The organism is Sphingomonas sp. SP5 (assembly GCF_058313455.1).
On the sequence record NZ_JBZFLF010000001.1, the window covers coordinates 346,528 to 372,897 of the forward strand.

At 68.4% G+C, this 26,370-nt stretch carries 21 protein-coding genes; 6 read left to right on the top strand and 15 right to left on the bottom strand.

Annotated features, from left to right (window positions below):
• Positions 1–33 precede the first annotated feature (33 nt).
• From addA to AC4GY7_RS01640, 8 genes are all read right to left on the bottom strand, one after another.
• Positions 34–3,459 carry a double-strand break repair helicase AddA gene (gene addA, locus AC4GY7_RS01605; protein WP_491111659.1) on the bottom strand — a complete coding sequence of 1,142 codons (3,426 nt, stop codon included), beginning with the start codon at positions 3,457–3,459 and terminating at the stop codon, positions 34–36.
• Positions 3,446–6,406 (bottom strand): double-strand break repair protein AddB, encoded by a 2,961-nt coding sequence (gene addB / locus AC4GY7_RS01610; protein WP_491111660.1) that lies wholly within the window; start codon positions 6,404–6,406, stop codon positions 3,446–3,448. The genes addA and addB overlap by 14 nt, the downstream gene beginning before the upstream one ends.
• Positions 6,399–7,154, bottom strand: a complete 756-nt coding sequence (locus AC4GY7_RS01615) for a nucleotidyltransferase family protein (RefSeq protein ID WP_491111661.1) — start codon at positions 7,152–7,154, stop codon at positions 6,399–6,401. Before AC4GY7_RS01615 ends, addB begins: the two co-directional genes overlap by 8 nt.
• Positions 7,151–8,116, bottom strand: a complete 966-nt coding sequence (locus AC4GY7_RS01620; RefSeq protein WP_491112070.1) for an aminoglycoside phosphotransferase family protein — start codon at positions 8,114–8,116, stop codon at positions 7,151–7,153. Before AC4GY7_RS01620 ends, AC4GY7_RS01615 begins: the two co-directional genes overlap by 4 nt.
• On the bottom strand, positions 8,113–8,547 hold the full coding sequence (tsaE, locus tag AC4GY7_RS01625) for a tRNA (adenosine(37)-N6)-threonylcarbamoyltransferase complex ATPase subunit type 1 TsaE (RefSeq protein ID WP_491112071.1): 435 nt from the start codon (positions 8,545–8,547) through the stop codon (positions 8,113–8,115). Before tsaE ends, AC4GY7_RS01620 begins: the two co-directional genes overlap by 4 nt.
• A 28-nt stretch (positions 8,548–8,575) precedes the next feature.
• Complete coding sequence (locus AC4GY7_RS01630; RefSeq protein ID WP_491111662.1) at positions 8,576–10,927, bottom strand: PAS domain-containing sensor histidine kinase; 2,352 nt, start codon at positions 10,925–10,927, stop codon at positions 8,576–8,578.
• A gap of 194 nt (positions 10,928–11,121) precedes the next feature.
• Positions 11,122–12,543 carry an adenosylhomocysteinase gene (ahcY, locus tag AC4GY7_RS01635; RefSeq protein WP_491111663.1) on the bottom strand — a complete coding sequence of 474 codons (1,422 nt, stop codon included), beginning with the start codon at positions 12,541–12,543 and terminating at the stop codon, positions 11,122–11,124.
• Positions 12,544–12,647: 104 nt separating this feature from the next.
• Positions 12,648–13,208 carry a YqgE/AlgH family protein gene (locus AC4GY7_RS01640; protein WP_491111664.1) on the bottom strand — a complete coding sequence of 187 codons (561 nt, stop codon included), beginning with the start codon at positions 13,206–13,208 and terminating at the stop codon, positions 12,648–12,650.
• 100 nt (positions 13,209–13,308) lie between these two features.
• Here AC4GY7_RS01640 and AC4GY7_RS01645 point away from each other — a divergent pair, with 100 nt between their 5' ends.
• The 3 genes from AC4GY7_RS01645 (at position 13,309) to AC4GY7_RS01655 (ending at position 16,017) form a co-directional block, all read left to right on the top strand.
• On the top strand, positions 13,309–13,788 hold the full coding sequence (locus tag AC4GY7_RS01645) for a peroxiredoxin (RefSeq protein WP_491111665.1): 480 nt from the start codon (positions 13,309–13,311) through the stop codon (positions 13,786–13,788).
• A 145-nt stretch (positions 13,789–13,933) separates the two neighbouring features.
• Complete coding sequence (locus AC4GY7_RS01650; protein ID WP_491111666.1) at positions 13,934–15,385, top strand: AMP nucleosidase; 1,452 nt, start codon at positions 13,934–13,936, stop codon at positions 15,383–15,385.
• Positions 15,386–15,468: 83 nt separating this feature from the next.
• Entirely contained in the window at positions 15,469–16,017 is a 549-nt protein-coding gene (locus tag AC4GY7_RS01655) for a hypothetical protein (RefSeq protein ID WP_491111667.1), read from the top strand.
• Positions 16,018–16,107: 90 nt separating this feature from the next.
• Here the strand turns inward: AC4GY7_RS01655 and AC4GY7_RS01660 are convergent, their stop codons facing one another.
• From AC4GY7_RS01660 to AC4GY7_RS01670, 3 genes are all read right to left on the bottom strand, one after another.
• Entirely contained in the window at positions 16,108–17,916 is a 1,809-nt protein-coding gene (locus AC4GY7_RS01660) for a M2 family metallopeptidase (protein WP_491111668.1), read from the bottom strand.
• 61 nt (positions 17,917–17,977) lie between these two features.
• The gene (locus tag AC4GY7_RS01665) at positions 17,978–18,739 is read right to left on the bottom strand and encodes an alpha/beta fold hydrolase (RefSeq protein ID WP_491111669.1); all 762 of its coding nucleotides are present in this window, start codon (positions 18,737–18,739) and stop codon (positions 17,978–17,980) included.
• Positions 18,720–19,172, bottom strand: a complete 453-nt coding sequence (locus tag AC4GY7_RS01670) for a GFA family protein (RefSeq protein WP_491111670.1) — start codon at positions 19,170–19,172, stop codon at positions 18,720–18,722. The genes AC4GY7_RS01665 and AC4GY7_RS01670 overlap by 20 nt, the downstream gene beginning before the upstream one ends.
• A gap of 102 nt (positions 19,173–19,274) precedes the next feature.
• Between AC4GY7_RS01670 and AC4GY7_RS01675 the strand changes: the two genes are divergently transcribed.
• A complete protein-coding gene (locus AC4GY7_RS01675) occupies positions 19,275–19,535 on the top strand; it encodes a hypothetical protein (protein WP_491111671.1) in 261 nt (86 codons plus the stop codon).
• Positions 19,536–19,542: 7 nt separating this feature from the next.
• Here AC4GY7_RS01675 and AC4GY7_RS01680 read toward each other — a convergent pair whose 3' ends face one another.
• From AC4GY7_RS01680 to AC4GY7_RS01690, 3 genes are all read right to left on the bottom strand, one after another.
• Positions 19,543–19,986 (bottom strand): GFA family protein, encoded by a 444-nt coding sequence (locus AC4GY7_RS01680; protein WP_491111672.1) that lies wholly within the window; start codon positions 19,984–19,986, stop codon positions 19,543–19,545.
• A 1-nt stretch (position 19,987) separates the two neighbouring features.
• Positions 19,988–21,016, bottom strand: a complete 1,029-nt coding sequence (locus AC4GY7_RS01685) for an aspartate-semialdehyde dehydrogenase (RefSeq protein WP_491111673.1) — start codon at positions 21,014–21,016, stop codon at positions 19,988–19,990.
• A gap of 117 nt (positions 21,017–21,133) precedes the next feature.
• On the bottom strand, positions 21,134–23,350 hold the full coding sequence (locus AC4GY7_RS01690; RefSeq protein WP_491111674.1) for a S9 family peptidase: 2,217 nt from the start codon (positions 23,348–23,350) through the stop codon (positions 21,134–21,136).
• 230 nt (positions 23,351–23,580) lie between these two features.
• Here AC4GY7_RS01690 and AC4GY7_RS01695 point away from each other — a divergent pair, with 230 nt between their 5' ends.
• Both AC4GY7_RS01695 and AC4GY7_RS01700 read left to right on the top strand, forming a co-directional pair.
• Positions 23,581–24,240, top strand: a complete 660-nt coding sequence (locus tag AC4GY7_RS01695; RefSeq protein WP_491111675.1) for a DUF6975 family protein — start codon at positions 23,581–23,583, stop codon at positions 24,238–24,240.
• A gap of 63 nt (positions 24,241–24,303) precedes the next feature.
• On the top strand, positions 24,304–25,152 hold the full coding sequence (locus AC4GY7_RS01700) for an AAA family ATPase (RefSeq protein ID WP_491111676.1): 849 nt from the start codon (positions 24,304–24,306) through the stop codon (positions 25,150–25,152).
• Here AC4GY7_RS01700 and AC4GY7_RS01705 read toward each other — a convergent pair.
• The gene (locus AC4GY7_RS01705) at positions 25,149–26,354 is read right to left on the bottom strand and encodes a class I SAM-dependent methyltransferase (RefSeq protein ID WP_491111677.1); all 1,206 of its coding nucleotides are present in this window, start codon (positions 26,352–26,354) and stop codon (positions 25,149–25,151) included. The two genes, AC4GY7_RS01700 and AC4GY7_RS01705, sit on opposite strands and share 4 nt — an antisense overlap.
• Positions 26,355–26,370 lie beyond the last annotated feature (16 nt).

Here is a 26,370-nt window from a genome sequence, read left to right on the forward strand (position 1 = left end):
GATGGCGCGGTCCCCTGCTCAACCGTCGGCGGCCTAGCTTTGCTCCCGCTCGCGAAAGCGCGGCTTGTGCGCCTCGATCGTCGCAGGCTCCAGCACGAACAGGCGCGGCCCGGCGGTGTAGAGCAGCGCGGCGTCCACCGGACGATCCGGAAAGATCGTCGCCAGCGCCGCGGCATAGGCCGCCATCTGGTCGAGATGGTAGGGCGGGATATCGCTCACCGCGTCCGGCACGCGGCGGCCCGTCTTGAAATCGGCCACCCGGATGCGGTCCGGCGCGATCAGCAGCCGGTCGACCGTGCCCGACACCACCAGTCCGTTCGCCAGCGTCGCCGCGATCGGCGCCTCGGCGAGGCTGTCGGTGCCGAACAATTCGGCAAAGCGCGGATCGTCTAAAATCGCCAGCGCCCGCGTGACGAGGTCGGCCCGCACACCAGCGTCACCGACCCCGCCCGCACTGGCCAGCCAGTGATCGGCCCGCGCGGCGCGTTCCGCCGCCGGCACCGGTGGCAGCCGTTCGAACAGCGCGTGCAGCAGCCGCCCGCGCTCCGCCGCGGCACGCATCGCCGGGTCGGGCGGCGGATCGCTCACCTCGTCCTCGCCGATCGCCGATGGCGCCAGCGGCCGCGACGGACGGCTCTCCACCGGCGCAGGCCGATGCGCCCAATCCGGGAGGGCAACTGCCTCCACCGGTGCCGCTTTGGCCGCGATTCGCGGCTTGGCGGGGGGCTGCGCGACGCTGCCGGTGAACCGTCGTACGTCGCCCTCCACCCCGATTCCCAGCGCATCGAGCGCCCGTGCCGACGCCGCATACCAGCTCGCCAGCGGCGGTTCGCCCTTGGCGCGCGGGCCGAGCGCACCGCCGATCACCAGCCGCTCTTCCGCTCGCGTCGCCGCGACGTAGAACAGCCGCCAATGCTCCTCCAGTTCGCGCCGCTCCACCTCGGCGATCGCCGGATCGAGCGGCCCGCCTCGTTCGGCCGAGCGGGGCCGGAAGATCGGGATCGGCTGCGCGCCCGGTTCCGGCGACCAGCGCACCAGCGTGCGCGGCGCGGCGGTCGGATCGACCGTCGCATCGGCCAGGATCACCAGCGGCGCCTGCAAGCCCTTGGCGCCATGCGCGGTCATCACCCGCACCGCATCCAGCGGGGCCGAGGGATCGCGCACGATCTCCACGTCGCCGCGATCGAACCAGTCGAGGAAGCGCTGCATCGAGGGCGTCGATGTCGTCTCGAACGCGAGCGCGGCATTGAGCAGTTCCTCGATCGGATCGCGCGCCTCCGCCCCCAGCCGCCGCAACAGCTTGCGCCGCCCGTCGAGCGGCCCGGACAGCAATTCCTCGAGGAACTGGTACGGCGTGGCGATATCCGCGCGCAGCAGCATCGCGCGCAGGGGCGCCAGCCGTTCCTCGTTTTGCGTCAGCGTCAGGTGCCGCCACAGGCTGCCATGCTCGCGCGGCGCGGCGTGCATCAGCTCATCCTGCGTCCAGCCGATCAGCGGCGACACCAGCAGCGAGGCGAGCGACAGGTCGTCCTCCGGCTGCAAGGTGAAGCGTACCGCCGCCAGCAGATCCTGCACGGCCAGCGGCGCGTTCAGCCGCAGGCGGTCGACCCCCGCCACCGGCACGCCCTCGGCATACAGGCGCGCGACGATCAGCGAGGCAAGGTCGCCGCGCCGCTTGACCAGGATCATCACGTCCTCGGGCCGGAGCGCGCGGCCCTTGCTCTCCAGCATCAGCCCGCCGCGCCACCAGTCGCGGACGGCACGCGCGATCCGTACCGCCTGTTCGCGCACGGCGTCGTCGATCCAGCCTTCCTCGTCCTCGTCGCTGCCCCCGGCGATCACCGGCGGCCACAGTTCGACGGTGCCGGGGCCGGGCACCTCGCTGGCATGCGCCTCCAGCTCGCCGATCGCGCCCAGCCCCGGCTCGCCGGCCGCCGCCACCGCGGCATCGACGAATTCCAGGATCGGCCGCGTCGAGCGGAACGAATGGGTCAGCGACAGTCGCTGGAAGGGCAGGCCACGCTCCTCCTCCGGCCAATCCTCCGTTCCCGCCACCTCGGCCGCCTGCGCGGCGAAATGGCCCTCTGCCCAGCGGAAGTTGATCGGGTCGGTGCCCTGGAAGCCGAAGATCGCCTGCTTGAAATCGCCGACCGTGAACAACGTGCGCGTCGATGGCGCATGCACGCCCCGCCCAACGAAGAATTCGCCCGCCAGCGCGGTGACGATCCGCCACTGGTTGAGGTTGGTATCCTGCGCCTCGTCGATCAACACATGCTCGGTCGCTTGGTCGAGCTTGTAGCGCACCCACTCGCCGATGCCCGGCTGTTCCAGCAGGCGCACGGTGACGCCGATCAGGTCGTCGAAATCGACCGCTCCCGTCCGCCGCTTCGCCGCCGCATAGGCGCGCGCATAGTCGCGACCCACCTCCAGCGCATCGGCCAGCAGGTCGCAATAGGCGGCGCGCTGGGTCAGCGACAGCAGGTCGAGGCAGTGATCGCCCAGCGCCGCGGCGAGGTCCTGATACTCGGGTTCGGCATCGATCAGCTTCTTGGATGCCTTGCGCGGCTCGTTCTTGCCGGTCAGCACAACGCCGGCCAGATCGGCGAGCGTCGCCGAGCGCTCCTCCGGCGCCGCGGCGAGCCAGCGGTCGAGCGTTTCGGCATGGCCGAGCCCCGTCGCCGCCCCCCAGGCGCGATTGGCCGCGGCAAGCCGTTCGAGCAGTGATTCGTCGATACAGTCGCAGCCCGACGCGAGCGCCTCACCCACGTCGCCCTGCGGCAGGTCGAGCGTCCGCCGCAGCCACGGCTGGATGCCGGACGGCAATGCCTCCAGCGCATGCAGCGAGCGCGCGCAGGCGAGCAGGAAGCTTTCGGCCCCGCCCTCGCCCAGCCGCAGCGACAGCGCGCCGATCGTCTCGATCGGGCGCAGCCGGCCGTCGCGTTCGGCATCGACCAGCAGCCCGGCCAGCGTCTCGCGCGCCAGCACCGCCTCCTCGCGCGCCTCCAGCGGGCGGAAGCCGGGCGTCAGCCCCGCCTCGACGGGGAAAGCGGCAAGCAGGCTCTGGCAGAAACCGTGGATGGTCTGGATGCGCAGTCCACCCCCCGGTGCGTCGAGCACACCGGCGAACAGCGTCCGCGCCCGCGCCTGCAGTTCTGGGGTTGCCCGCTCGCCAAGCGCCTCCAGGTCCGCGGCGAGCTGCGGCCCCGGCATCCGCACCCAGGCGGCCAGGCGGTTGCTGATCCGCTGCGCCATCTCCGCCGCACCCGCCTTGGTAAAGGTGAGGCACAGGATCGCCGCGGGATCGACCCCGCGCAGCAGCAGGCGAAACACGCGCGCGGCGAGCACCTGCGTCTTGCCGGTGCCGGCCGACGCCGACAGCCAGACATGCGCCTGCGGATCGCTGGCCGCGGCCTGTGCGCCCTTCAGCCTGGGCAGGGTGGCGAGATCAGTCCCGGCCATACCATTCGTCCCGTCGCATCAGCTGGTCGTATTCGGCATAAGGCGCATATTCCGGCACCAGCTTGGCGGTGAACGGCGCGTCGCCGGTCAGCCACTGGGCCGCCGCCTCGACGAAATTGGCCATGGCGATGCCGGTGAATTCCGTGGTGACGATCTTGTCGCGCCGCCCCTCGGCATCGACCGGGCTTTCGACATAGCCGAACTGATCGCGTTTCTTGCCGAGCGACCAATATTCGAAACCGCCGGCGCGCCCCGCCACGTCCTTGAACCCGCCCCGTTCCGCGATCGCGCCGAGCAGCCCCAATTGCAGGCTGTAGCCCGCCCGCACCGCCGCGGACGAGGGCGGCTTGCCGGTCTTGTAGTCGACAATGCCGAGCGTGCCGTCGGCCAGCCGGTCGACGCGGTCGTAGCGGCCGGACAATGTGACGCCTGCGACATCGATCTGGCCCTGCCCTTCGGCCGAGGCGACCTTGCGCCCTTCCGCATCCTGCGCCGCCACGCTCCTGGCGATCCAGTCGATCGCCTCGACCAGGCGCGGCCGCCACAGCGCCCGCATCATCGGGTGCGTGCGCTCGTCCTCCAGCATCGCCGTCGCGCGCTTCATCAGCGCGTTCGCCGCGCAGGCATCCTGCTTCCACCATTGTTCGAGGATGTCGTGCACCGCCGTGCCGCGCCACGCCGCGCTGGGATCGGCATCGACCGGATCGAGCGGCATCAGCCCCAGCACGCGTCGTGCGTAGAAGGCGTAGGGATCCGCCTTCAACCGGTCGATCTCGGTGACCGAGATCGCCGTCGGCCGCCTGGCCGGCATCGGCGCGGGGCGGTCGGCAGGGCGATGTTCGCCCGGATCGTCCAGCGCCAGCGCCCAGCGTTCGAGGTCGTGCGCCCGCACGAAGCGTTCCCCCGCCATCGCCTGCAACCGCAGCCACAATCGCGAGGCGAGCGCGGGCGAGGCGGCATCCCGCCGCGCCCGCGTGACCAGCGCCCGCGGCGCCCCCAGCGCCTGCCCGAACTCATGCGCGGCGATCCCGACCGCCCGCTCCAGCCCCGGCAGCCCCAGAGCGGCCCGGATGCGCGGCGCCAGCCACGGGTCCGGCGCCGGACGTCCCGGCCACACCCCCTCGTTGAGGCCGCCCAGCACCATCAGGTCGGCGGTCTGCAAGCGCGCCTCGATCAGGCCATAGATGGCGATACGCGGATGCCCGACGCCCGATCCCGGCCGCACCGCCACCTCGTCGAGCAGCCCGCGTAGCAGCGGCGTCAGCCCGTCCGGCGCGATCTCCGGCGGCCCCAGCGCCGCTTCGGCCTCCAGCGCCGCCAGAAACTCCGCCGCCGCCCGGCCGGCCGGGCCAGCCCATAATTCGTCGCCGCACAGTGCCTGCGCCGTCTCGCGCAGCACGGCGAGCAGCGCCGGCAACGGCTGCACACCGCGCTCGCACAGCAATTCGATCGGCTTGAGCAGGCCGACGGCTTCGCCGAACCACGCCGCCGCCCGATCGCGCCGGTTGGCCAGCAGATGCCCGGTGACACCGTCCAGCCCCGCCGCCGGCCGCGGCCCGCGCAATCCGCGGTCGACGGTGCGCACCCCGTCGAGCCAGGCGCCACGCACACCGTGATGGGCCGGATCGTTGCGCACCAGCGGGTGCTTCAGCAGCGCCAGCAACGCCATCGGTGCGAACCGCTGCGCCGCGGCTTCGGCCAGCGCCAGCAGTAGCGTGCCCGGCGGAAGGATCGACAGCGGCCGCCCCGCGGTATCGTTCGCCTCGATCCCCCAGCGCCGCAGGTGCACCGCCACCCGCCGCGCCAGCGCGCGATCCGGCGTGACCAGCGCCGCGGTGCGCCCTTCCTCCTCCAGCGCCCCACGCAGCGCCAGCGCGATCGTCTGCGCCTCCTCGGCCGGGGTGGCGAGTTCCGCCGCGGCGACGCCGGTCAGCCGGCGATCCTCCGCCTTCAGCTCGGTCCACTTGCCCGTATAGGCCGCCGGTGCCAGCGCGTTGGCGATCGCCCGCCCGCGCACCGCGCCCGCATCCGGTCCCGCCGTTCCCGGCCAGCTGCGCACCTCGCCACGGCCGACGCTCATCCGGTCGAGCATCAGCTTCAGGTGGAATTGCGGATGCGTCTCGATCGACCGGCGGGTGAAGCCAGTGACCGGATCGGCGCGATGCGGCCCCAGCGCATCCCATTCGTCCTGCGGCATCTGCAGGTCGAGCCCGGCGAACACGGTCATGCCCTGCGGCGCCTCGGCGACGCAGCGCAGCAGCCGGGTGACCGCCGGTGCCGGGTCGGTGACGCCCGCCGCGCAGACGAAGCCCGCCGGCGGCGTCACGCGCCAGCGCCGCTCCAGCCGGTCGAGCAGCATCCGCCGCCGCGTCGCCGCATCGATCAAGCCCAGTCGCGCCAGTTCCTGCGGCCAGCGCTCCAGCACGATGGTGAAGGTCGATAGCGCGCGCTGCCAATGCTCGGTCAGTTCCGGCGCCAGGTCGATCTCGCGCAGCGCGGCCGGCGGCACCTCTTCGACCAGCAGCTGGTCGAGCGTGTGGCAGAGTTCGCCGGCCAGCCGCGTCGCCTCGGCCGCATCCACCGGCACCCCAGCCCGCGCCCGCTCCTCGAACACCAGCCGGGCAAGGATCATCCGCCGCTGCATCGGCGGGACCGCCGGCGGCGGCGGGTCGGCATCGTCGACCGGATCGAGCGCCGCGCCCACCGCCTCGCCGAGGTCCGGACTGCCCAACGTCACCAGCCGCGGCAGCAGCAACCCGCCGCCGCTTGCCCGCACGAACGCGTTGGTCACCGCGCGCACCGCGCGATTGTTGGGCAGCAGCACCAGCCCGCGCGCGAGCGCCATCGGGTCGCCCTCGCACCGCCGCATCAGCCCCGCGACCAGCGTATCGGCGAACGCCTTGTGCGAGGGGATCGAGAACAGCTGCGGCTTGCGCCCCTCAGCCATTGGCGATCAGCGCCTCGGTCTTCGGGATCGCCGCCGGCGTGCCGACATCGAACCACAGGCCCTGATGAACCTGCGCATAGGCCCGCCCCTCGGCGATCGCGCGATCCCAGAACAGGTTGGTGGAGAACGGCCCTTCCGGCCAGTCCCGGATGATGCGCGGGTGCAGGATCTGGATACCGGTATAGACGAAGGGGGCGGTCGCCCCCGCCTTGCGCCGGCCGATGATGCGTCCGTCGGCCGCGACGCGGAAGTCGCCCTGCCCGTTATGGTTGTTGGCGCGGGCATAGGGCACGACCAGCAACAGCGCGTCCATCGCCGCATCGTCCCAGCGCGACGCGAGCAGCTTGATCGCATCGACCGGGCCGTCGATCCACAGATTGTCGCTGTTGACCACCAGCACCGGCGCGTCGCCCAGCAGCGCCCGCGCCTGCACCAGCCCGCCGCCCGTCTCCATCAACTGCGCGCGCTCGTCGCTGACCACCACCTCGATCCCCGCGAACGCGTTGGCGACATGCGCCTCCAGCGTGTCGGCAAGATAGTGGACGTTGACCACCGCGCGCGCCACGCCGGCGGCGCGCAGCCGGTCGAAGACATGGTCGATCAACGGCTTGCCCGCGACCTCGACGAGCGGCTTGGGGCGTGTCGCGGTCAGCGGCCGCATCCGTTTGCCGAGGCCGGCCGCCATCACCATCGCCGTTTCCGGCACGGCACCGCCGGGGTCGGGGCGATAGGCGCGATGGCGGGTCATGCGGCGATCATCGCCGGATCGCCGCGCATCTCGGGCGGCACATTGTCGTCAAACCAGCGCGCGACCGGCGCCAGCACCGGCTGCGACAGGTCCCGTTCCAGATAGGCCCATACCCGCGGGCAGAGCGCCGCGTAGCGCGGCTTGCCGTCCCGCTTCCACAGCCGGGTGAAGATGCCGATGATCTTGGCGTTCCGCTGGGCGCCCAGCACGTGATAGGCGTCGAGGAACGCATCGCCGACCCCGGTCGCGGCACGATAGCGCGCCAGCATCGCCTCCTCCAGGTTCGGGTCCACGTCGCGCCGTGCATCCTGCAACAGCGACACGAGATCGTAGGCCGGGTGGCCGGCCAACGCATCCTGGAAATCGAGCAGGCCCAGCGTCCTGTCGGCACCGACCAGCATCAGGTTCTCGGCATGGTAATCGCGCAGCACGGTCACCGGCGCGTCGGCCAGCGCATGCCCCAGCACCGCGTCCCACGCCGCCCGATACCCCTCGACATCGACGTCGAGCCCCACCGCCGGGCAGAACCATTCCACGAACAGCGCCGCCTCGCGCTGCAGGACGGCACGATCGTAGGGTGCGAGCGCCTCCGCCGGATGCGCGGCGAGCTCGACCAGCAGGTCGATCGCTGCGGCATAGAGCGGCACCGCGGCGGGTTCATCCGCATCCGCCGCCTCGCGCAGACGGGCGTCGCCGAAATCCTCCAGCAACACCAGTCCCTGGGCGAGGTCGACGGCATGGATCGCCGGCGCCGCGAAGCCCCGCCCGCGCAGCCATTCAGCGACGGCAATGAACGGCCGCGGATCCTCGTGCGATGGCGGCGCATCCATCAGGATCGCGCTACGCCCGTCGCCGGCCACCCGGAAATAGCGACGGAACGAGGCATCGCCCGCCACCGGGGTGATCGCCCCCGACCAGCCATGGGCTGCAAGAAACGCGGGCGCGCCGGCGGGCGGGGTCATGTCGGCCATCGCGGCTTCCAAGACGGCGGCACGTCGGCTGTCAAGATTCGTCCACCGTCCGATGCGGGGGACAGGTGCAACGCCAGGGCGTGCGGCCAGCGCCCCTCCGCCCGCTCCGGCCATTCGACCAGCAACACGGCGTCGAACGCCTCGTCCAGCCCCAGCTCGTCCAGCTCGTCCGGATCGTCGATCCGGTAGAGATCGACGTGCAGCACCGGCAGCCGCACCTCCGGTGGATCATAGGGCTGGACGATGGCGAAGCTGGGGCTCGGTGCCTCGCCCGCCAGCCCCAGTGCGGCGAGCAGCCCGCGCGCCAGACTGGTCTTGCCCATGCCGAGATCGCCGCGCAACGCGATGACGTCGCCTGGACGGATAAGCTCCGCAAGCGAGGCGCCGAATGCCTCGGTGGCAGCGGCATCGGGCAGGTGGATGGATGTCACGCCAAGTCCCCGTCCCGTCTCACCGTCGCGGCAGCTCCACCGTCACCAGCGTGCCCTCTCCCGGATGCGACACCAGTTCGATCTGCCCGCCATGCGCCTCGACGAACTGCTTGGCGAGCGGCAGGCCCAAGCCCAGCGCCCGCTCGCCGGTCGGCTGCATGCCGGGCTCGCCGAACCGGTCGAAGGCATGCGCGACGCTGTCCGCATCCATGCCGAAGCCGTCGTCGGACACGATGATCCGCGCGCCGGTCGCGCTTCCGTCGCTGTGCAGCAGGATGCGCCCTCCCTCGGGAGTGGCGGCGACCGCGTGGCGCAGCAGATGCTCGATCACTTCGCGCAGGCGGCGGGGATCACCGGTGACGCGGCCGGTCGATCGCGCCAGTTCCACCGCGAAGTCGAGCTTGCGGCGCTTGGCCGCCGGCATGATCGTCTGCGCCGCGGCCCGCGCGGTCGCCGCGAGGTCGACGTCCACCCGCTCGATCTCGGCATCGTCGCCGCCCTGCGTCAGGTCGAGCACGTCGTCGATCAGCAGCCCCAGCCGCTCCACCGATTGCAGGATCGCCTCGACATATTGCGCGCCGTCGGGCGTCAGCGCACCGGCATAGCCGCCGTGCAGCATTTCGGCGAAACCGCTGATCGAGGTCAGCGGCGTACGCAGTTCGTAGCTCATGTTGGCGACGAACTGGGTCTTCACCCGATCGGCGGCCTCCAACGCATTGGCACGGTCGCGCAGCGCCTGCTCCGCCCGGCGGCTGTCGGTAATGTCGAGCATGGTGAGCAGCGCATTGCCGTCGGGCAGCGGCACCGCGGCGAATTCGAAATGCCGGCCGTCGGCGAAGGCGACGCGGCCGCCGCGTTGCTGACGCTCGGCGGTGGCGGAGCGTACCAGCTCGGGGATCAGCGCGGCACGGTTGGGCGTCGCGAGCTTGGGCGCGGCCGCCTCGGCGAAGCTGTCGACGCGGGGATGGCCGGCCAGGAACTCCTCCTCGAACCCCCATACCGCGCGCATCCGGTTGTTCCACAGCTGCAACCGCCCGTCGGCGGCGAACACCGCCAGCGCCTCGAACAGATTGTCGAACGTCGCCGTGCGCACGCGGAGCAGCGTGTCGCGCGCGCTGGCGAGTTGCACCTCCTCCGTCCGATCCTCGAAGATCGCGAGCAGGCCGCCATCGGGCAGCGGCTGCGCGACGACGCGCAAATGGGTGCCGCCGGGCAGATGCCAATTTTCTTCGATCGCGGCATCGCCCGGTACGAACCAGCTGCGCCGCTCCGCCTTCCAGCTTGGAAAATCGCGCACTTCGGGCAGACGGCTGGCCTCGCGCATCCGCTCCAGCACCCGGTCGAATTCCGGCCGATCGGCCAGCCATTCGGCGCGCATCGCGAACATGCGGCGGAACGGCTGGTTGCAGAAGACGAGGCCGCGATCCGCGCCGAACTGCGCGACGCCGGCGGAGAGGCGGTCGAGCAGCGCGCGCTGGGCATCGGCGAAGCGCTTCGCACCGATGCGCGATTGCTCCAGATCCTCGATATCGACGGCATAGCCCGCGACACCGCCACCGGGCAGCGGCACGTCGTGGACGTGCAGCGAACGGCGTTCGCCGCCGATCGTCGCCGGCAGGATCTCACGTTGCGGGCGGCCGCTCGCCTTGGCCGCCTTGGCGCCTGCGCGCGGGCCGCCACGCCCCGATCCCTCTACCAGTTCCAGCTCGCGCGCGATCACGTCGGCGGCGTTGATCCCGTCGACAGAGCGGACATAGGCGGTGTTGACCATCGCCAGCCGCATGTCGCCGTCGCGATACCACATCGGCAGCGGTGCCGCCTCGATCAGCCCGGTCAGCGCGTCGAAGGCGTGGGTGAGCTGGTCGACCTCGCTGCGCAGGCGGGTGACCTCCGCCTCGCTGTCGGTGGCATCGAGCGTCCACATCACCACCGCGCCGGTCGCGCCCAATTCGCCCGGCGCGCGGCTGCCGCGCACGGTGATCGCGCGGCCCGATCCGCGCGGATGGAGGGCGCGCACGAAGCCCCGTCCGGCGCGCTGCGCCGCGGCCACGTCGCTCGCCAGCGCCTGCGCCTCGTCGGGAGGAAGCCCGGCGTCGTCGCTTGCCAGGTCCTGCAGAAAACGCGGCGCCACCGTCAGGCCCAGCCAATCGACCAGCTTCGGCGGCATCTCGATCCGCCCGTCGGCCCGCACCAGCATCGCCAGAGCCGGCGAGACGCCCCGCAGCACCTCCGCCTCGCGGGTGCGGGCGATCGCCGCCTGCGCCTCGCCACGCACGCGCCAGCCGACGAACAGCGCATAGCCGGCACCGCCGACGAGCAGCGCGAGCACTGCGCCGCACACGACCGCCGCCATCACCGAAAGCTGGATCAACGCTTACCCCTTGTCACGCCTGCGAACGGCGCGCTCGGCCGGAGTGTAGAACGGAACGCCCTATCTTCCAATCCTTCCCGGCAAGGCGAAGGTACGGGGCCGGCTTGCGTTATCGTGGCCCATGACCGGGGGCAAAAGTAAAAGGGGCGGCACCTCGCAGCACCGCCCCCTTCATTCCACCGATCGCGGTGCGATCAATAGCGGTAGTGGTCCGGCTTGAAGGGTCCTTCCACCGGCACGCCGATGTAGCTCGCCTGCTTTTCCGACAGCTTGGACAGCTGGACGCCCAGCTTCTCGAGGTGCAGCGCCGCGACCTTCTCATCGAGGTGCTTGGGCAGGACGTAGACCTCGTTCTTGTACTTCTCGCCCGCGGTCCACAGTTCGATCTGCGCCAACGTCTGGTTGGTGAACGAGGCGCTCATCACGAACGACGGGTGGCCGGTAGCGCAGCCGAGGTTCACCAGGCGGCCCTTGGCGAGGATGATGATCTGCTTGCCGTCCGGGAATTCGACCAGGTCGGTGCCGGGCTTCACCTCGGACCACTTGTAGTTCGACAGTGCCGCGATCTGGATCTCGCTGTCGAAATGGCCGATGTTGCAGACGATCGACATCGGGCGCATCGCCTTCATGTGATCGGCGGTGATGACGTCGGCGTTGCCGGTCGCGGTGACGAAGATGTCGGCGCGCTTCACGGCCTCGTCCATCGTTACGACCTCAAAGCCTTCCATCGCCGCCTGCAACGCGCAGATCGGATCGACTTCGGTCACCATCACACGCGCGCCGCCGTTGCGCAGCGACTGGGCGGAGCCCTTGCCGACGTCGCCGAAGCCGGCGACGCAGGCGACCTTGCCCGCCAGCATCACGTCGGTGGCGCGGCGGATCGCATCGACCAGCGATTCCTTGCAGCCGTACAGATTGTCGAACTTCGACTTGGTGACGCTGTCGTTGACGTTGATCGCCGGGAACGGCAGCTCGCCCTTCTTGGCGATCTCGTACAGGCGGTGCACGCCGGTCGTCGTCTCTTCGCTGACGCCCTTCAGGTTCTTGACCGTCTGGGTCAGGTAGCCAGGCTTCTTGGCGATGAACGCCTTCAGCGCGCGCTGGAACTCGACCTCTTCCTCATTCTCCGGCTCCGGCAGCGTCGCGCCCGCCTCGATCTTGGCGCCCCACAGCGCGAACATGGTGGCATCGCCGCCGTCGTCGAGGATGATGTTGGCGGTCTGCCCTTCGACGTCGCCGTCCCACGAGAAGATGTCGCCGACATAGTCCCAATATTCGCCCAGGCTCTCGCCCTTCACCGCGAACACCGGCACACCCGTCGCAGCGATCGCCGCAGCGGCATGGTCCTGCGTCGAGAAGATGTTGCAGGTCGCCCAGCGCACGTCGGCGCCGAGCGCGGTCAGCGTCTCGATCAGCACCGCGGTCTGGATCGTCATGTGCAGCGAACCGGTGATGCGCGCGCCCTTGAGCGGCTGGCTTGCGCCGAACTCGTCGCGCAGCGCCATCAGGCCCGGCATTTCGGTTTCGGCGATCTTGATCTCGGCGCGGCCGAAATCGGCGAGGCCGATGTCCTTGATGACGTAATCGTTCGTATCGACCGCGAGCGCAGTAGCCACGTGTCATGCTCCGTAAAGGCTATGGATGACAGCGCCCTTACCCCTCCCGTCGACGCGGATCAAATATAAAGATATCTTTATATCTCGTCGGGCCTATGCCCCCCTCAGGCGGTGCCGGTGCCCGGAGCCAGCAACCGGGGGTCGATCCCCGCCTTGGCGAAGGCGCTGGTCCAGCGCCCCTCGGCCGCGGTCTCGAACAGCAGCTGCGTGTCGCCGGGGACGTGGAACCACCCCGGCCCGGCGAGTTCCCCATCGAGCTGCCCCTCGCCCCAGCCGGCATAGCCGAGCGCGACCAGCCAGCGCGCCGGCCCGGTCCCCTCCGCGATCGCGCGCAGCACATCGACGGTGCTCGACAACGACCAGCGGCCGGCGACGTCAATCGTGTCCTGTCCGGCCCAGTCGCTCGAATGGACCACGAAACCGCGCCGCGGCTCCACCGGACCGCCGAAATGGACGGGGGCATCGGGCGCGGCCCCATGGGGGATCTCGAACTGGTCAAGCAGGTCGTGGAGCCCCAGGCCATCGATCGTCGCACCGATCCCGATGCCGATCGCCCCGTCGGTGTCGTGCGCACAGACGGCGATGACGGCATGGTCGAAGCTCGGATCGTACATCCCCGGCATGGCGAGCAGGAACTGACCGGTGAGAAAAGCAGGCGCTTGCATCACTTATGAACATAAGCGCACCAACGCCGAGCGCCATGCTTGAAATCAACGCCGATCCGGCCGACGTCTGGCGCGCTCCTTTGCGAAAGGCTTTTTCACGATGACGATCTCCGTCGGCGATACCCTGCCCAGCACCACCCTGACCAAGGTCACGGCCGACGGCCCCGACCAGGTGGCGAGCGACGATTTCTTCGCCGGCCGCACCGTCGCGCTGTTCGCGGTGCCCGGCGCCTTCACGCCGACCTGCTCCGCCAAGCACCTTCCCGGCTTCGTCGAGAAGCGCGAGGAACTGAAGGCCAAGGGCGTCGACGAAATCGCCTGCACCTCGGTCAACGACGCCTTCGTCATGGGCGCCTGGGCCAAGTCTTCGGACGCAGACGGCGTGACGATGCTCGCCGACGGCAATGCCGATTTCGCGAAAGCCATCGGCCTGACGATGGATGGATCGAAGTTCGGCATGGGCACGCGCAGCCAGCGCTACACGATGCTCGTCGAGGACGGCGTGGTGAAGCAGCTGAACGTCGAGGCGCCGGGCGAGTTCAAGGTCAGCAGCGCCGAGCATCTGCTGGGTCAGCTGTAACACCTGGCGCCGCCCCCGTACGGGGACCGCCGCAGATCTGGTGGAGGGGTAGCCAATGGCGATCACGCGCCTGGCTACCCTCGGGTGGCGGCTCCGCGGCGTCACCCGTCTTGCCTCCGTCACACGCTTTGCGTAACCATCCGGGATGACAACCGCATCCCAGATCGTCGCGGACCTCGACCGCCTGTATCGTGCCTCGGTCGACCGCCTGCAGGCCGCGCTCAACGCCTATCTCACCGACGGCACGCCGCCGTCGCCGCAGAGTCGCCTCGACGGCTCATTCGCCTATCCCGTCATCCACCTGCGCTACGCCAGCGTCGGCGATCGGCCAACGCCGCTCCGCTCGTTCGGCCGACTGGTCTCGCCCGGCGACTATACGATCAGCGTCACCAAGCCCGCGTTGTTCGCCGACTATCTGGCCGAACAGCTGACGCTCCTCATCGAGGATTACGACGTCGAGGTGGAGGCGGTACCGGGACGGCAGGAGATACCCTTCCCCTACGTCCTCGATCCGGGCCATGCGCTCAGCCTCGACACGGTGTCGGCCACCGAACTCGCCCGGCATTTCCCGGCGACCGAACTTGCCCATATCGGCGACGAGATCGCCGACGGCCTGTGGATCGCCGAGGGCGGCAGCCGCCCGCTCGCGCTGTTCGACGCGCTGCGCACCGACTTCAGCCTCGCGCGCCTGCGCCACTACATGGGCACGCCATCCGAACACACGCAGCGTTTCGTGCTGTTCACCAACTACCACCGCTATGTCGATGAATTCGTGCGCTGGGGCGCGTCGCAGCTCGGCCCCGACGCGGACGGCAATCCGTCGCGCTTCACGGCCTTGTCCGGCGCCGGCAACATCGTCATCGATCATCCCGGCGACGTCGACAAGCTGGTCAACGACAGCGCCTGGCGCCGGCACCAGATGCCCGCCTATCACCTGATGGCGGACGACCGCACCGGCATCACGCTGGTCAACATCGGCGTCGGCCCGTCCAATGCCAAGACGATCTGCGACCATCTCGCGGTGATGCGCCCCGAGGCATGGCTGATGATCGGCCATTGCGGCGGTCTGCGGCCCTCGCAGCGGATCGGCGACTATGTGCTCGCCCATGCCTATCTGCGCGACGACCACGTCCTGGACGACGTGCTCCCCCCCGAAATTCCCGTACCCGCGATCGCCGAGGTACAGCAGGCGCTCGCCCGCGCGTCCGAAATCGTCAGCGGCCAGTCGGGCGAGGAGCTGAAGCGCCGCCTGCGCACCGGCACCATCGTCACGACCGACGACCGGAATTGGGAGTTGCGCTATTCGGCGTCGGCGCTGCGCTTCTCGCTCTCCCGCGCCGTCGGCATCGACATGGAGTCGGCGACGATCGCCGCCCAGGGCTATCGCTTCCGCGTGCCCTACGGCACGCTGCTCTGCGTGTCGGACAAGCCGCTGCACGGCGAACTGAAGCTGCCGGGCCAGGCCAACCGCTTCTACGAACGCGCGATCAGCGAGCATATGCGGATCGGCATTGAGACTTGCGAACAGCTGCGGCTCGAAGGCGAAAAGCTGCATAGCCGCAAGCTACGCGCCTTCGACGAGCCGCCCTTCCGCTGAGCAATCGGCGCGTCGGCCGGGCGGCGGCGGAAACCAACGGTGGCTAATGCGTTACGCTCCCGAATCAATCAGGGAGTTCCGCCGTGGCCGACGATACCGACACCCCGAAGACCGACGCCCCCGCCGCCACCCCGCGTCGTCGCGCGCCGCGCAAGACCAGCACGACGCGCGCCGCCGCGTCGAAGCCCGCCGCGACCAAGTCGCGCGCCAGCCGTACGAAGGCGGCGGATGCCTCCACGGTCGAGAAGGTAGAAGAGGCGGTGACCGACGCCGCGACGAAGACGACGCGTCGCGCCAAGAATGCCGCAGCCAAGGCCGAGGGCGCCGTGGTGTCCGCCGCCAAGGCCGTGAAGCCCCGTTCGAGCAAACGCGCGACGCCCCGCGCCGCGTCGGCAAAAAAGCCGGCCGGCAAGAAGGCCGATGCCGGCAAGTCCTCCGGCAAATGGGGTGTAGCCGCCGTCGGCGCCGGTGTCGCCGCAGTCGGCGCCGCAGCCGCGGCTGCGCTGCTCACCCTGCGCAGCAGCACGCCGAAGGCCGGTGGCAAGAAGGCACACACGCCCGCCGGCGAGGATGCTTCCAAGTCGTTCCAGGCCGGCATCGCGGACGAGAACACGATCCCCGACAAGGTTTGAGACACCGCCTCCCCCGGCGCAGCCCGGGGGAGAGCATATGCACGGCGTGTCAGCGCATGCCTGAAACCCTTTACCGCCGCTTGCGGCGGCTCACCACCCGCTGGGCTTGCCCTTGTTCTGCTGGTCCAGCCAGACCTTCAGCGGCGCGAAATATTCGGCCATCGCCTTGCCCGACATTTCTCGGCTTCCGGCCATCACCTGCAGGGCATCCGGCCATGGCTTCGACTGCCCCATGCTCAACATGGCGTCGAGGCGCTTGCCGACGGCCTTGTCGCCGAAGAACGAGCAGCGGTGCAGCGGCCCCTTCCAGCCGGCCTGTTCGCACGCCGCCTTGTAGAACTGGAACTGCAACACGCGCGCCAGGAAGTAGCGCATGTACGGCACCGTCGCCGGAATGTGATATTTCGCGCCCGCGTCGAACTTGCTTTCATCGCGGGCGACAGGCGGCGTGATACCCTGATATTGCAGGCGCAGTGCGTCCCAACTCTTCTGATAGTCGGTCGACGCGATGCGGCCGGAGAACACGCCCCAGCGCCACTTGTCGACCAGCAGCCCGAACGGCAGGAACGCCACCTTGTCCATCGCCTGTCGCAGCAGCAGCCCGATGTCCTTGTCGGGAGCCGGCACCTGCGCCGGCGCCAGCAGCCCGATCTTCACCAAATAGTCCGGCGTGATCGACAAGGCGATCGTATCGCCGATCGCTTCGTGGAACCCGTCGTTCGCGCCGTTCTTGTAGAGGTACGGCTGGTTCTTGTAGGCGCGCTGGTAGTAGTTGTGGCCGAGTTCGTGATGGATGGTGACGAAATCGTCACCGTTCACCTTGGTGCACATCTTGATGCGGATATCGTCGAGATTGTCGATATCCCAGGCGGACGCATGGCAGATCACCTCGCGATCGGCGGGCTTCACGATCTGGGAGCGCTGCCAGAACGTTTCGGGCAGCGGCGCGAAACCGAGCGAGGAATAGAAGCCTTCGCCCTGCCGCACCATCTTCACTGGGTCATAACCTTTGGCCTTCAACAGGTCGCCGACGTCGTAACCGACGTCGCCGGCGCCCTTCGGCGCGACGATATCGTAGATGTTGCCCCATTCCTGCGCCCACATATTACCCAGCAGGTCGCTGCGGATCGGACCCGTCCTGGGCTGCACGGCATCGCCGTACTTCTCGTTGAGCTTCCACCGCACATAGGTGTGCAGAGAGGTGTAGAGCGGCTCGACCTCCTTCCAGATCCGGTCGGTCAGCGCGGCGAACTGGTCGGGGGTCATGTCATAGCCAGACCGCCACATCGCGCCGACATCGGCGAAGCCCAGTTCCTTGGCGCCCGCATTGGATATCGCGGTCATCCGCGTATAGTCCTTGCGCATCGGCGCGCCGACATTGTCGTTCCAGCTGGTCCACATCTCCTTCAGCTTGGTGGGATCGCGGGTCGTCCCCATCGCCGCCTCGATATCCGATCCGTTGATTGGCTTGCCGTCCAGCGTGCCCTTGCCCTTGCCGTAGCTCGACGACATGCGCGTCGTCAGCGTGGCCAGTTCGGTCGCCGCGCCGGTGGTGGTCGGTGCAGGCAGTCCAACGCCGTTCTTCAGCAGGTCAAGCTTGCGCCGTGTGTCGTAGGACAGGCCCGCGACGCCGTTGAAGCGCGCCGCGCCCTTCGCCCATTGCACCGCCTTTTCGGTAAGTTCCGCGCCCGATTTGGCGGCGAGCGCATCGGTGTCGTCGGTGATGTAGGTCGCATTGACCCAGGCGATCTGCTGCGCCGGCACCGACAGTGCCGCCGCCTCCGTCTCGACGCCTGCAACATAAGCGTCGGCCTCCGCCGCGGTCGGCCGCGCGGTCTGTGCGGCCACAGGCATGGCAAGGAATGCCGCGACGAGCGCGGCGGTGGAAACGAGACGCATGGTGGAACAACCCCTGACGATCATGGTATCGCCGCAGGATGGCCCCGCCGGCCCGCGCCGGTCAAGCCGCAAGGAAGTCGGCGATCGCCTGTCCCAGTTCCGGCTTGGTCACCGCACTCATGTGATTGCCCGGGATTTCCCGATAGACGGCATGCGGCAAAGCATCGGCCAGTTCGGCACCCGACCCATTGTCGTCATCATCGACGCCGGTAACGACCGCGATCGGCACGTCGATCGCCTCGATCGCGTCGAGCGGCGTGTCGACGAAGGTTTCGAGCACGTTGAGCAATGCCACCGGATCGCCGCCACTGGTCTTCAGGAACGCCTCCGTCATCCATTCCGACGTGCCGCGCTCGAAGTTGCCGAGGTTGGTCAGCACCCGGCGGAAATAGTCGCCCCGCCCCGCGGTGCGGACGATCCCGGTCAGCCCCATGCCCGACAGGACGGCGCGGCGCGGGCGGGCGCCATTGGCCAGCATTCGCATCGTCGTGCGGCCGCCGAGCGAATAGCCGCCCAGGTCGTAATCGGTGAGGCCCAGATGCTCCACCAGCGCCAGCCCATCGCGCATCAGCGCATCGGGCGGATAGGCGGCAAGATCGTGCGGACGGTCGCTGGCGCCGTGGCCGCGCAGGTCGGGCATGATGACACGGAAACCGCGTGCGGCAAGCTTGGCCGCATGGCCGTATTTGATCCAGTTGATGTCCGCGGTGGAGAAATACCCGTGGATCAGGATCGCGGGCCGGCCCTCCCCCATTTCGCGCCAGGCGATCCGTGTCCCGTCGAAGCTGTGGAAGAAGCGGGTATCAGTCGGGGAGTCGGCCAAGAGTATCCATCCATCTGTTGACGATGCGCGTATTCTGATCGGTCCGTTGGGTCGGAAGCGCGCGCGTGTCCAGCCATTGCGGGTGCCAGCTCTCGACGCCGGAATGCGAGGTCGGCCGGAACCGACCGGGTTCGTCGAAGCTGCCGACGGTCAGGTCCATGCGCGGGTGATCGTCCTGTTCATAGGTCAGCGACGTGCCGCAGGCGGCGCAAAACCCCCGGATCGCGAACGGTGAGGATCGGTAGCGGTCCGGCTCTACGCTCGTCCACGTCACAGCGGCTTTGTCGACCAGCGTCAGCGCGATCGACACGCCGCCGGTCGCCCGCTGGCACATTCGGCAGTGACACAGATAGGCATCGTCGTTCACCAAGCGAACCCGGTAGCGCACTCGCCCGCACTGGCAGCCACCCGTCGCCTCGCGTTCGCCGTCCATCCGTCGCCCCCCGTGACCGTACCCCGATGTACGTCATTCCATCCTTCACAACCACCTCGGAAAGGCATACTCTGCCTTCAAAATACAAGAAGGAGAGCGATGATGGACGGCACTCTGCAATCCCGCCAGGGCGATGAAAGCCTGGTGATCCTCCAGAGCCTGCTCTGCCTGTTGCGCGAGAAGAACGTGCTCAGCCGGGCGGATATCGAGGAGCTGACGGATCGTGTCGCGATGCGCGCGGCCCAGGCCGAACGCGATCCGCTGCCCTGCTGCGCCGAGGCAACCCAGGCTGCGGCCCGTGAGATGGCGCGAATCGGCAGCTACGTCGGTCAGCATTACGGCGGCAAGCACCGGCGGCTCTGATCCCCGGTCAGTCGGTGTTCCGCGCGGCAAGCCGCACGAGGGACTCCGTGGGTGCAGCCTCCGGCCATATCTTCGCCGTTTTCGGCAAGATCACCCACGGCTGCTTGCTGCGCGCCCAGATGTGAAGCGGCACGTCCAGCCGCGCGCTGTCGTCCAGCGTTCCTGCGCGGATATTGACGATCCCCGGCCGCGCCGCGTTGGTGTTGTAGAGGCGCGTATGGCAGGTCGGGCAGAAGCGCTGATTGGACACCCGACCCATCGGATTGACGAAGCTGTATTCGACGAACGCGCCGACGACGTCCAACTGCGCTTCCGCCACATAGAACTGCGTCGTGAACGCGCTGCCCGACCATGTCTGGCAATCGGTGCAATGGCAGGCATAAGCCGCCGATAGCGCCACACGATCGACCGTATAGCGCACCGCGCCGCAGCGACACCCGCCGGCGATCACCTCACCCCGCCTTCTGGAGATGCCGCCGGCCCAGCAATTCGGCGATCTGCACCGCGTTCAGCGCCGCGCCCTTGCGCAGGTTGTCGCTGACGCACCACAACGCCAGCCCGTTTTCCACGGTGGGGTCCTCGCGCACGCGGCTGACATAGGTGGCATCATCGCCCGCCGCCTCGATCGGGGTCGCGTAGCCGCCGTCCTCATGCTTGTCGATCAACAGGATGCCGGGGGCTTCGCGCAGGATACGCTTGGCGTCCTCAGCGGAGATCTCGTCCTCGAACTCGATGTTCAGGGCTTCGGAATGGCCGACGAATACGGGAACGCGCACGCAGGTCGCCGTCACCTTAATCTTGGGATCGAGGATCTTCTTGGTTTCGACCACCATCTTCCATTCCTCCTTGGTCGATCCATCGTCCAGGAAGCTGTCGATGTGCGGAATGACGTTGAAGGCGATCTGCTTGGTGAACTTCTTGGGCTCGGCCGCATCGCCGATGAAGATGTTGCGGCTCTGCTCGAACAGCTCGTCCATACCGACCTTGCCGGCGCCCGACACCGACTGGTAGGTCGCGACGACGACGCGCTTGATCGTCGCCGCATCGTGCAGCGGCTTCAGCGCCACGACCATCTGCGCGGTCGAACAGTTCGGGTTGGCGATGATGTTCTTGGCCTTGTAGCCGTCGATCGCATCGGCGTTCACCTCCGGCACGATCAGCGGCACGTCGGGGTCCATGCGATAGAGCGACGAATTGTCGATCACCGTGCATCCCGCCGCGGCGAATTTGGGCGCATAGACGCGCGTCGCCTCGCTGCCGATCGCGAACAGCGCCATGTCCCAGCCGCTGGGATCGAAATGCTCGATGTTCTGGACCTTGAGCTGCCGTCCCGTCTCGCCATATTCGATCAGGTCGCCCTGGCTGCGGCTGGAGGCCAGCACGGCGATCTCGTCCGCCGGGAATTCACGCTCGGCGAGGATGTTGACCATCTCGCGCCCGACATTGCCCGTCGCGCCCGCGACCACCACCCGATAACCCATGAAACCCTCCACTCGTACGGCGCGCGCCCTAACCGCGTTGCGCCGCGAGGTCCAATAGCTTTCGCTTTATTGCGTCGATAGCATCGCTTGGCGGGCGCTTGGCCCGCCACAGCGCCCTCATTTCGCCGGCTTGTTCTTCACGTTGCGATCGAGGAATTCCAGGATCGTGCCCCAGAGATGCTCGCTGATCCCCGGCCCCGCCACGCGATGGGTATAGCCGGGATAGAACATCATCTCGAACGGCGTGGCCGTCGCCTGCATGCGCGCGGCGACCTTGGTCGAATTGTCGAGGAAGACGTTGTCGTCCGCCATGCCGTGGATCAGCAGCAGCGGATCGCGGATCTTGGCAGCATCCTCCACCGCCGCGGAGGATGCGTAGCTTTTGGGATCCTTGGCCGGATCGCCCAGGTAACGCTCGGTATAGTGGGTATCGTACAACTGCCAGTCGGTCACCGGCGCGCCGGACACCGCCGCTGCATAGACACCCGGCGTCTTCTCTAGCATCTTCAGCGACATATAGCCGCCATATGACCAGCCATAGGTGGCGATGCGGTTGCCATCCACGAAGGGAAGCGACTTCAGGTACTGGGCGCCGGCAAGCTGGTCCTCGACCTCAACAGTGCCCATCGCGTGATAGATCTGGTCTTCGAAGGCCTTGCCGCGATTATATGAGCCGCGATTGTCGATCTTGAAGTAGATCCATCCTTGATCGACCAGGAACTGCGGCAGCGCGCCCTGCCAGCCATGCGTCACCTGCTGGCCGGTGCCGGGCCCGCCGTAATGTTCGAAGAACACGGGGTAGGTCTTGCCCGCCACCAGCGGCGGCGTGATCATCTCCCAATACAGCGTGGTGCCGTCCTTGGCCTTGATCGTGCCGAACTTGGTCGGCTGATGGCTCTGGATGAAGGGATAATAAGGGTGACCGGGCCGGATCGCGTTTTCGTTGATCCATTCGAGCCGCTTGCCGCTCGTGTCAGCCATGTAGACCTGCGTCGGCTGGGTCGAATTGGAGCGCGACACGATGAAGCGGCTGGCGGCACCGTCCATGCTGGCGCTGTTGGTCCAGCCGAGTTCGGTCAGCCGGCGCAGCACGTTCGGGCGGGCGATGTCGACGGCGTAGAGATGCTGTTCCAGCACGTCGTCCTTGAGGCCGGTGAAATATAGCCGCCCCTTGGCTTCGTCGACGCCGACCAGATCGGTGACCACCCACGGGCCCTTGGTCAGCTGCGTCCACTTGCCATTTGGCGTCCAGCGATAGAGGTGGCCGTAACCATCGCGCTCGGACCGCCAGATCAGGCTGCCGTCCTTCATCGGCTTGTAGGCGTCGCTGAGATTGAGCCAGCTGCGCGTGCCCGATTTCTCGGTGAACAGCACGCGGGACTTGCCCGTCTCCGGATCGACGCTCAGCATGTCGAGCGTCTTCTGGTCGCGGCTTTCCCGCTGCACCAGCAATGTCTTGCCGTCGGGGGTCCAGTCGACCCGGGCCAGATAGATGTCCGGGTTGGATCCCAGGTCGACCTTGACCTGGCCAGAGCCATCGGGCCGCATCACGTACAGCTCGACCAGAACGTTGGGCGTGCCGGCGGCGGGATAGCGCTGTTCGTAGGTCTTGGTGCCCGCCGCTCCGATCGAGGCGCGGGTGAAGACGTGGACGGGCGCCTCGTCGAACCGCTCGACCGCGATATGGCGCTCGTCGGGCGACCACCAATAGCCGGTACGCCGGTCCATTTCCTCCTGCGCGACGAACTCCGCCTCGCCGAAATGGATCGTGCCGCCGCCGCCCTGAGTGACGGCACGGGCTTCGCCGCCGGCAAGCGGCTGGGCGAACAGGTTCTGGTCGCGCACGAAGCTGACGTAGCCGCCCTTGGGCGACACGACCGGATTGAGCTCACCGCCCGGCGTCGCCGTCAGCCGCCGGACCTTGCCGTCCAGGCTCGCGAGGTACAGGTCGCCATCGAGCGGCACCAGGATCGATCGGCCGTCCGGCGCGAAGTCATAGGCGACGATGCCCTTGGAGCCGCCGATGCGGGCGCGCTCGCGCTGCATCTTTTCCGCCTCGGTCAGCTCGGCGCCGCTGCCGACCTTCTTGCTGTCCACCAGCATGCGCTCAGCCCCGGTGCGGGTATCGCGCGCCCACAGGTCGGTGCGCTCCTTCTCGTCGGCTCGCGGCCGCAGGAAGGTGAGCAACGTCCCGTCCGGCGACAGCCTGACGCCGCGCGGCTGCGATCCCGACAGGTCCGGGCTGCCGAACACCCGTGCGAGCGTCAGGTCGGCCGCCTTCGCGTCGGCGGCCAGCGGTGCGGCCGCCTGCCGCGTCTGCGCATCAGCGCTCATCGCCATGCTTCCCGCCGATGCCAGCGCGCATGCCACGATCCATCCCCGCATCACCTTCTCCAAATCCGTCGTGCCGCCGTTCTTACGGCACGTTCCGCCGACGTAAAGGTGGATTGCGGCATGGTTACCGGGTCATCAACCCTGTCTTTACGCGGTTCGGTATAGGTAGGGCGCTGAGAAGGGGCCGGGTCGCACCGGCTTGGCGGTGGGCTTCACGATTCCGGGGTAGCATGTTGGACACGGCACAGACTGGCTGGCACACGAGCGCTTGGGACCTGGTCGCCCAGCTCGGCGCGGCGGACGGCAGCGCGGTGCATCCGCATCTCGCCGCACTGCTCGCGCCGAACGCCCCGCCCCGCGACATCTCCGACGCCATTCATGCATGGTGCGCGGTGCACGGCGACCATCCCGGCCTTCCCGCCGAAGCGCGCACCCATTGCGTACAGCCCGACGCCTGCACATGGCTCGACGCGATCGGCGACGCGTTCGTCGGCGAACGCACCTATATCGCGCACCTTGCCGCCGCGGCCGGTCCGCTGCCCTCGACCCCGGGCCAGGCCGAAACCGAAACCGCGCTGCTCGCCAGCCGGCACGCTTTGGAAATGCTCGCAAAGTCGGAACGGCGCGGCTGCGCGACGGGGGCGGTGGCTGCTCTGGTCCAGGATTGGACGACGATCCGCCTGCTGCTTGACCGTGCGGCGGAGCGCTTCGGGGTGGAGGCGGTGCCCGCCGCCTTTCCGCCGCTGTCTGACACCGCGGGCAGCGTCGCCATGCTCGGCGCGACACCCGCGACCGAACGTGCGGTCAGCTTCGGCGCGCAACAGCTGCTCGCCCAGCACCGCGCGATCTGGGACCTGCTGGAGGCACGGGCCAGCGCCCGAGAAGGCTGACTTGCGTCGGCGGCGCCGATCCGCCATCGCAATACCCGATATTCGAATGGATCGGGACACGCGATGACACGCTTCGAGGGCACGCAAAGCTATGTCGCGACCGACGACCTGAAGGTCGCCGTCAATGCCGCGGTGACGCTGAGGCGGCCGCTGCTGGTGAAGGGCGAACCCGGCACCGGCAAGACGGTGCTCGCCTACGAGATCGCCAAGGCGACCGGCGCGCCGCTGATCGAATGGAACGTCAAATCGACCACCAAGGCGCAGCAGGGCCTTTATGAATATGACGCGGTCGCCCGGCTTCGCGATGGCCAGCTCGGCGATGCCCGCGTCCACGACATCGCCAATTACATCCGCAAGGGCAAATTGTGGGAGGCCTTCACCCACCCCGCCCCGCCCGTTCTGCTGATCGACGAGATCGACAAGGCCGATATCGAGTTTCCGAACGACTTGCTCCAGGAACTCGATCGCATGGAGTTCCACGTCTACGAGACGAAGGAAACGGTGCGCGCGGTGGAACGTCCGATCGTCGTCATTACCAGCAACAACGAGAAGGAATTGCCGGACGCCTTCCTGCGCCGCTGCTTTTTCCACTACATCAAGTTCCCGGATCGCGAAACGATGCAGCGGATCGTCGACGTCCACTTCCCGGGCATCCAGCGGCTGCTGGTCAGCAAGGCGATGGACGTCTTCTACGACGTGCGCGAGGTGCCGGGCCTCAAGAAGAAGCCATCGACGAGCGAACTGCTCGACTGGCTGAAGCTGCTGCTGCACGAGGACATGCCGCTGGAGGTCCTCCAGAACCGCGACCCGACCAAGGCGATCCCGCCCCTCCACGGCGCGCTGCTCAAGAACGAACAGGATATCATGCTGTTCGAACGCCTGGCCTTCATGGCGAAACGGCAGGGACGCTAGTCTTGCTTGACCAGCGTCACCTGCGCGACGTCGATCCCGCGCCCGCGGAAGCCGCCTTCGCAATACATCAGGTAATAGCGCCACAATTCGCGGAACTCGGCATCGAGGCGCGCCGGCAGACGCCCCGCCTTGTCGGCGTTGTCGAACCGTTCGCGCCAGTGGCGTAGCGTCTGGGCATAGTCGAGGCCGAAGGCGTGATGGTCGGTCCAGGCGAGCCCCCTCGCCTCGCATAGCCGGCGGAAGCGGCTTTCCGACAACAGCATGCCGCCGGGGAAGACGTGGCGCTGGATGAAGTCGACACTCGCCGCATAGCGTTCGAACACATCGTCGGCGATGCTGATATACTGGATCGCCGCCCGACCGCCCGGTTTCAGGACGCGCGCGAGCGTGTCGCAATAGGCGGGCCAATAGGCCTGGCCGACCGCTTCGACCATCTCGATGCTGGCGACCGCGTCATAGGTCCCGGTCACGTCGCGATAATCGGTCAGCGACACCGTGACGCCCGGCAGGTGCCGCGCATCCACCGCCGCCTTCTGCTCGGTCGACAGGGTCAGCGCATGCACGCGGCGGCCGCCTTTCGCGGCGGTGGTGGCGAAGGAGCCCCAGCCGCAGCCGATCTCCAGGATGGTATCGCCGGGCGCGGTGCCGGTGCGGTCAAGAATCGCAGCAAGTTTGCGCTGCTGCGCCGATTCCAGCGTGTCGCCACTCTCGAACACACCGCTGGAATAGGTGAGGCTGGGGTCGAGCCATTCGCGGTAGAAATCGTTACCCAGGTCGTAGTGCTCGGCGATATTGCGCCTTGAGCCCGATCGGTGATTGCGACGGAAGGCGTGCCAGCCGCGCAGCAGCAGCCTGGCGGCGCCCCCTGCCCGCGCGATGCCGGCGAGCGGAACGCGGTTGCGCATGAACAGGTCGAACAGCGGCACCGGGTCGGGGCTGGACCAGTCGCCATCCGCCCAGGCGCGATACCAGCCGACCGAGCCGCCGCTTGCCAGCCGCACCAGCGAGCGCCAGCGATGCAGGGTGACGATCGGCACCGGTCCCGCACGGCGCCCGCCGAGCAGCCGGTGCGTTCCGTCGGGTAGTCGCGCCTCGATGCCGCCGCTCTCCAGCCCGGCATCGATCCGGTCGAGGAAACGGTGGAAGAGCGGGGCGAGCGCGCGTTGCTGTAATGTGTCCGCAGCCATGTCGGGCGCGCTCATGCCGCAGCTTGCCCGA

Bases quoted from the DNA above. Each gene is read 5' to 3' on its own strand.
- addA (WP_491111659.1), bottom strand. From the start codon at position 3,459: ATGGCCGGGACTGATCTCGCCACCCTGCCCAGGCTGAAGGGCGCACAG.
- addB (WP_491111660.1), bottom strand. From the start codon at position 6,406: ATGGCTGAGGGGCGCAAGCCGCAGCTGTTCTCGATCCCCTCGCACAAG.
- AC4GY7_RS01615 (WP_491111661.1), bottom strand. From the start codon at position 7,154: ATGACCCGCCATCGCGCCTATCGCCCCGACCCCGGCGGTGCCGTGCCG.
- AC4GY7_RS01620 (WP_491112070.1), bottom strand. From the start codon at position 8,116: ATGACCCCGCCCGCCGGCGCGCCCGCGTTTCTTGCAGCCCATGGCTGG.
- AC4GY7_RS01640 (WP_491111664.1), bottom strand. From the start codon at position 13,208: ATGCAAGCGCCTGCTTTTCTCACCGGTCAGTTCCTGCTCGCCATGCCG.
- AC4GY7_RS01645 (WP_491111665.1), top strand. From the start codon at position 13,309: ATGACGATCTCCGTCGGCGATACCCTGCCCAGCACCACCCTGACCAAG.
- AC4GY7_RS01650 (WP_491111666.1), top strand. From the start codon at position 13,934: ATGACAACCGCATCCCAGATCGTCGCGGACCTCGACCGCCTGTATCGT.
- AC4GY7_RS01660 (WP_491111668.1), bottom strand. From the start codon at position 17,916: ATGCGTCTCGTTTCCACCGCCGCGCTCGTCGCGGCATTCCTTGCCATG.
- AC4GY7_RS01670 (WP_491111670.1), bottom strand. From the start codon at position 19,172: ATGGACGGCGAACGCGAGGCGACGGGTGGCTGCCAGTGCGGGCGAGTG.
- AC4GY7_RS01675 (WP_491111671.1), top strand. From the start codon at position 19,275: ATGGACGGCACTCTGCAATCCCGCCAGGGCGATGAAAGCCTGGTGATC.
- AC4GY7_RS01685 (WP_491111673.1), bottom strand. From the start codon at position 21,016: ATGGGTTATCGGGTGGTGGTCGCGGGCGCGACGGGCAATGTCGGGCGC.
- AC4GY7_RS01690 (WP_491111674.1), bottom strand. From the start codon at position 23,350: ATGAGCGCTGATGCGCAGACGCGGCAGGCGGCCGCACCGCTGGCCGCC.
- AC4GY7_RS01695 (WP_491111675.1), top strand. From the start codon at position 23,581: ATGTTGGACACGGCACAGACTGGCTGGCACACGAGCGCTTGGGACCTG.
- AC4GY7_RS01700 (WP_491111676.1), top strand. From the start codon at position 24,304: ATGACACGCTTCGAGGGCACGCAAAGCTATGTCGCGACCGACGACCTG.
- AC4GY7_RS01705 (WP_491111677.1), bottom strand. From the start codon at position 26,354: ATGAGCGCGCCCGACATGGCTGCGGACACATTACAGCAACGCGCGCTC.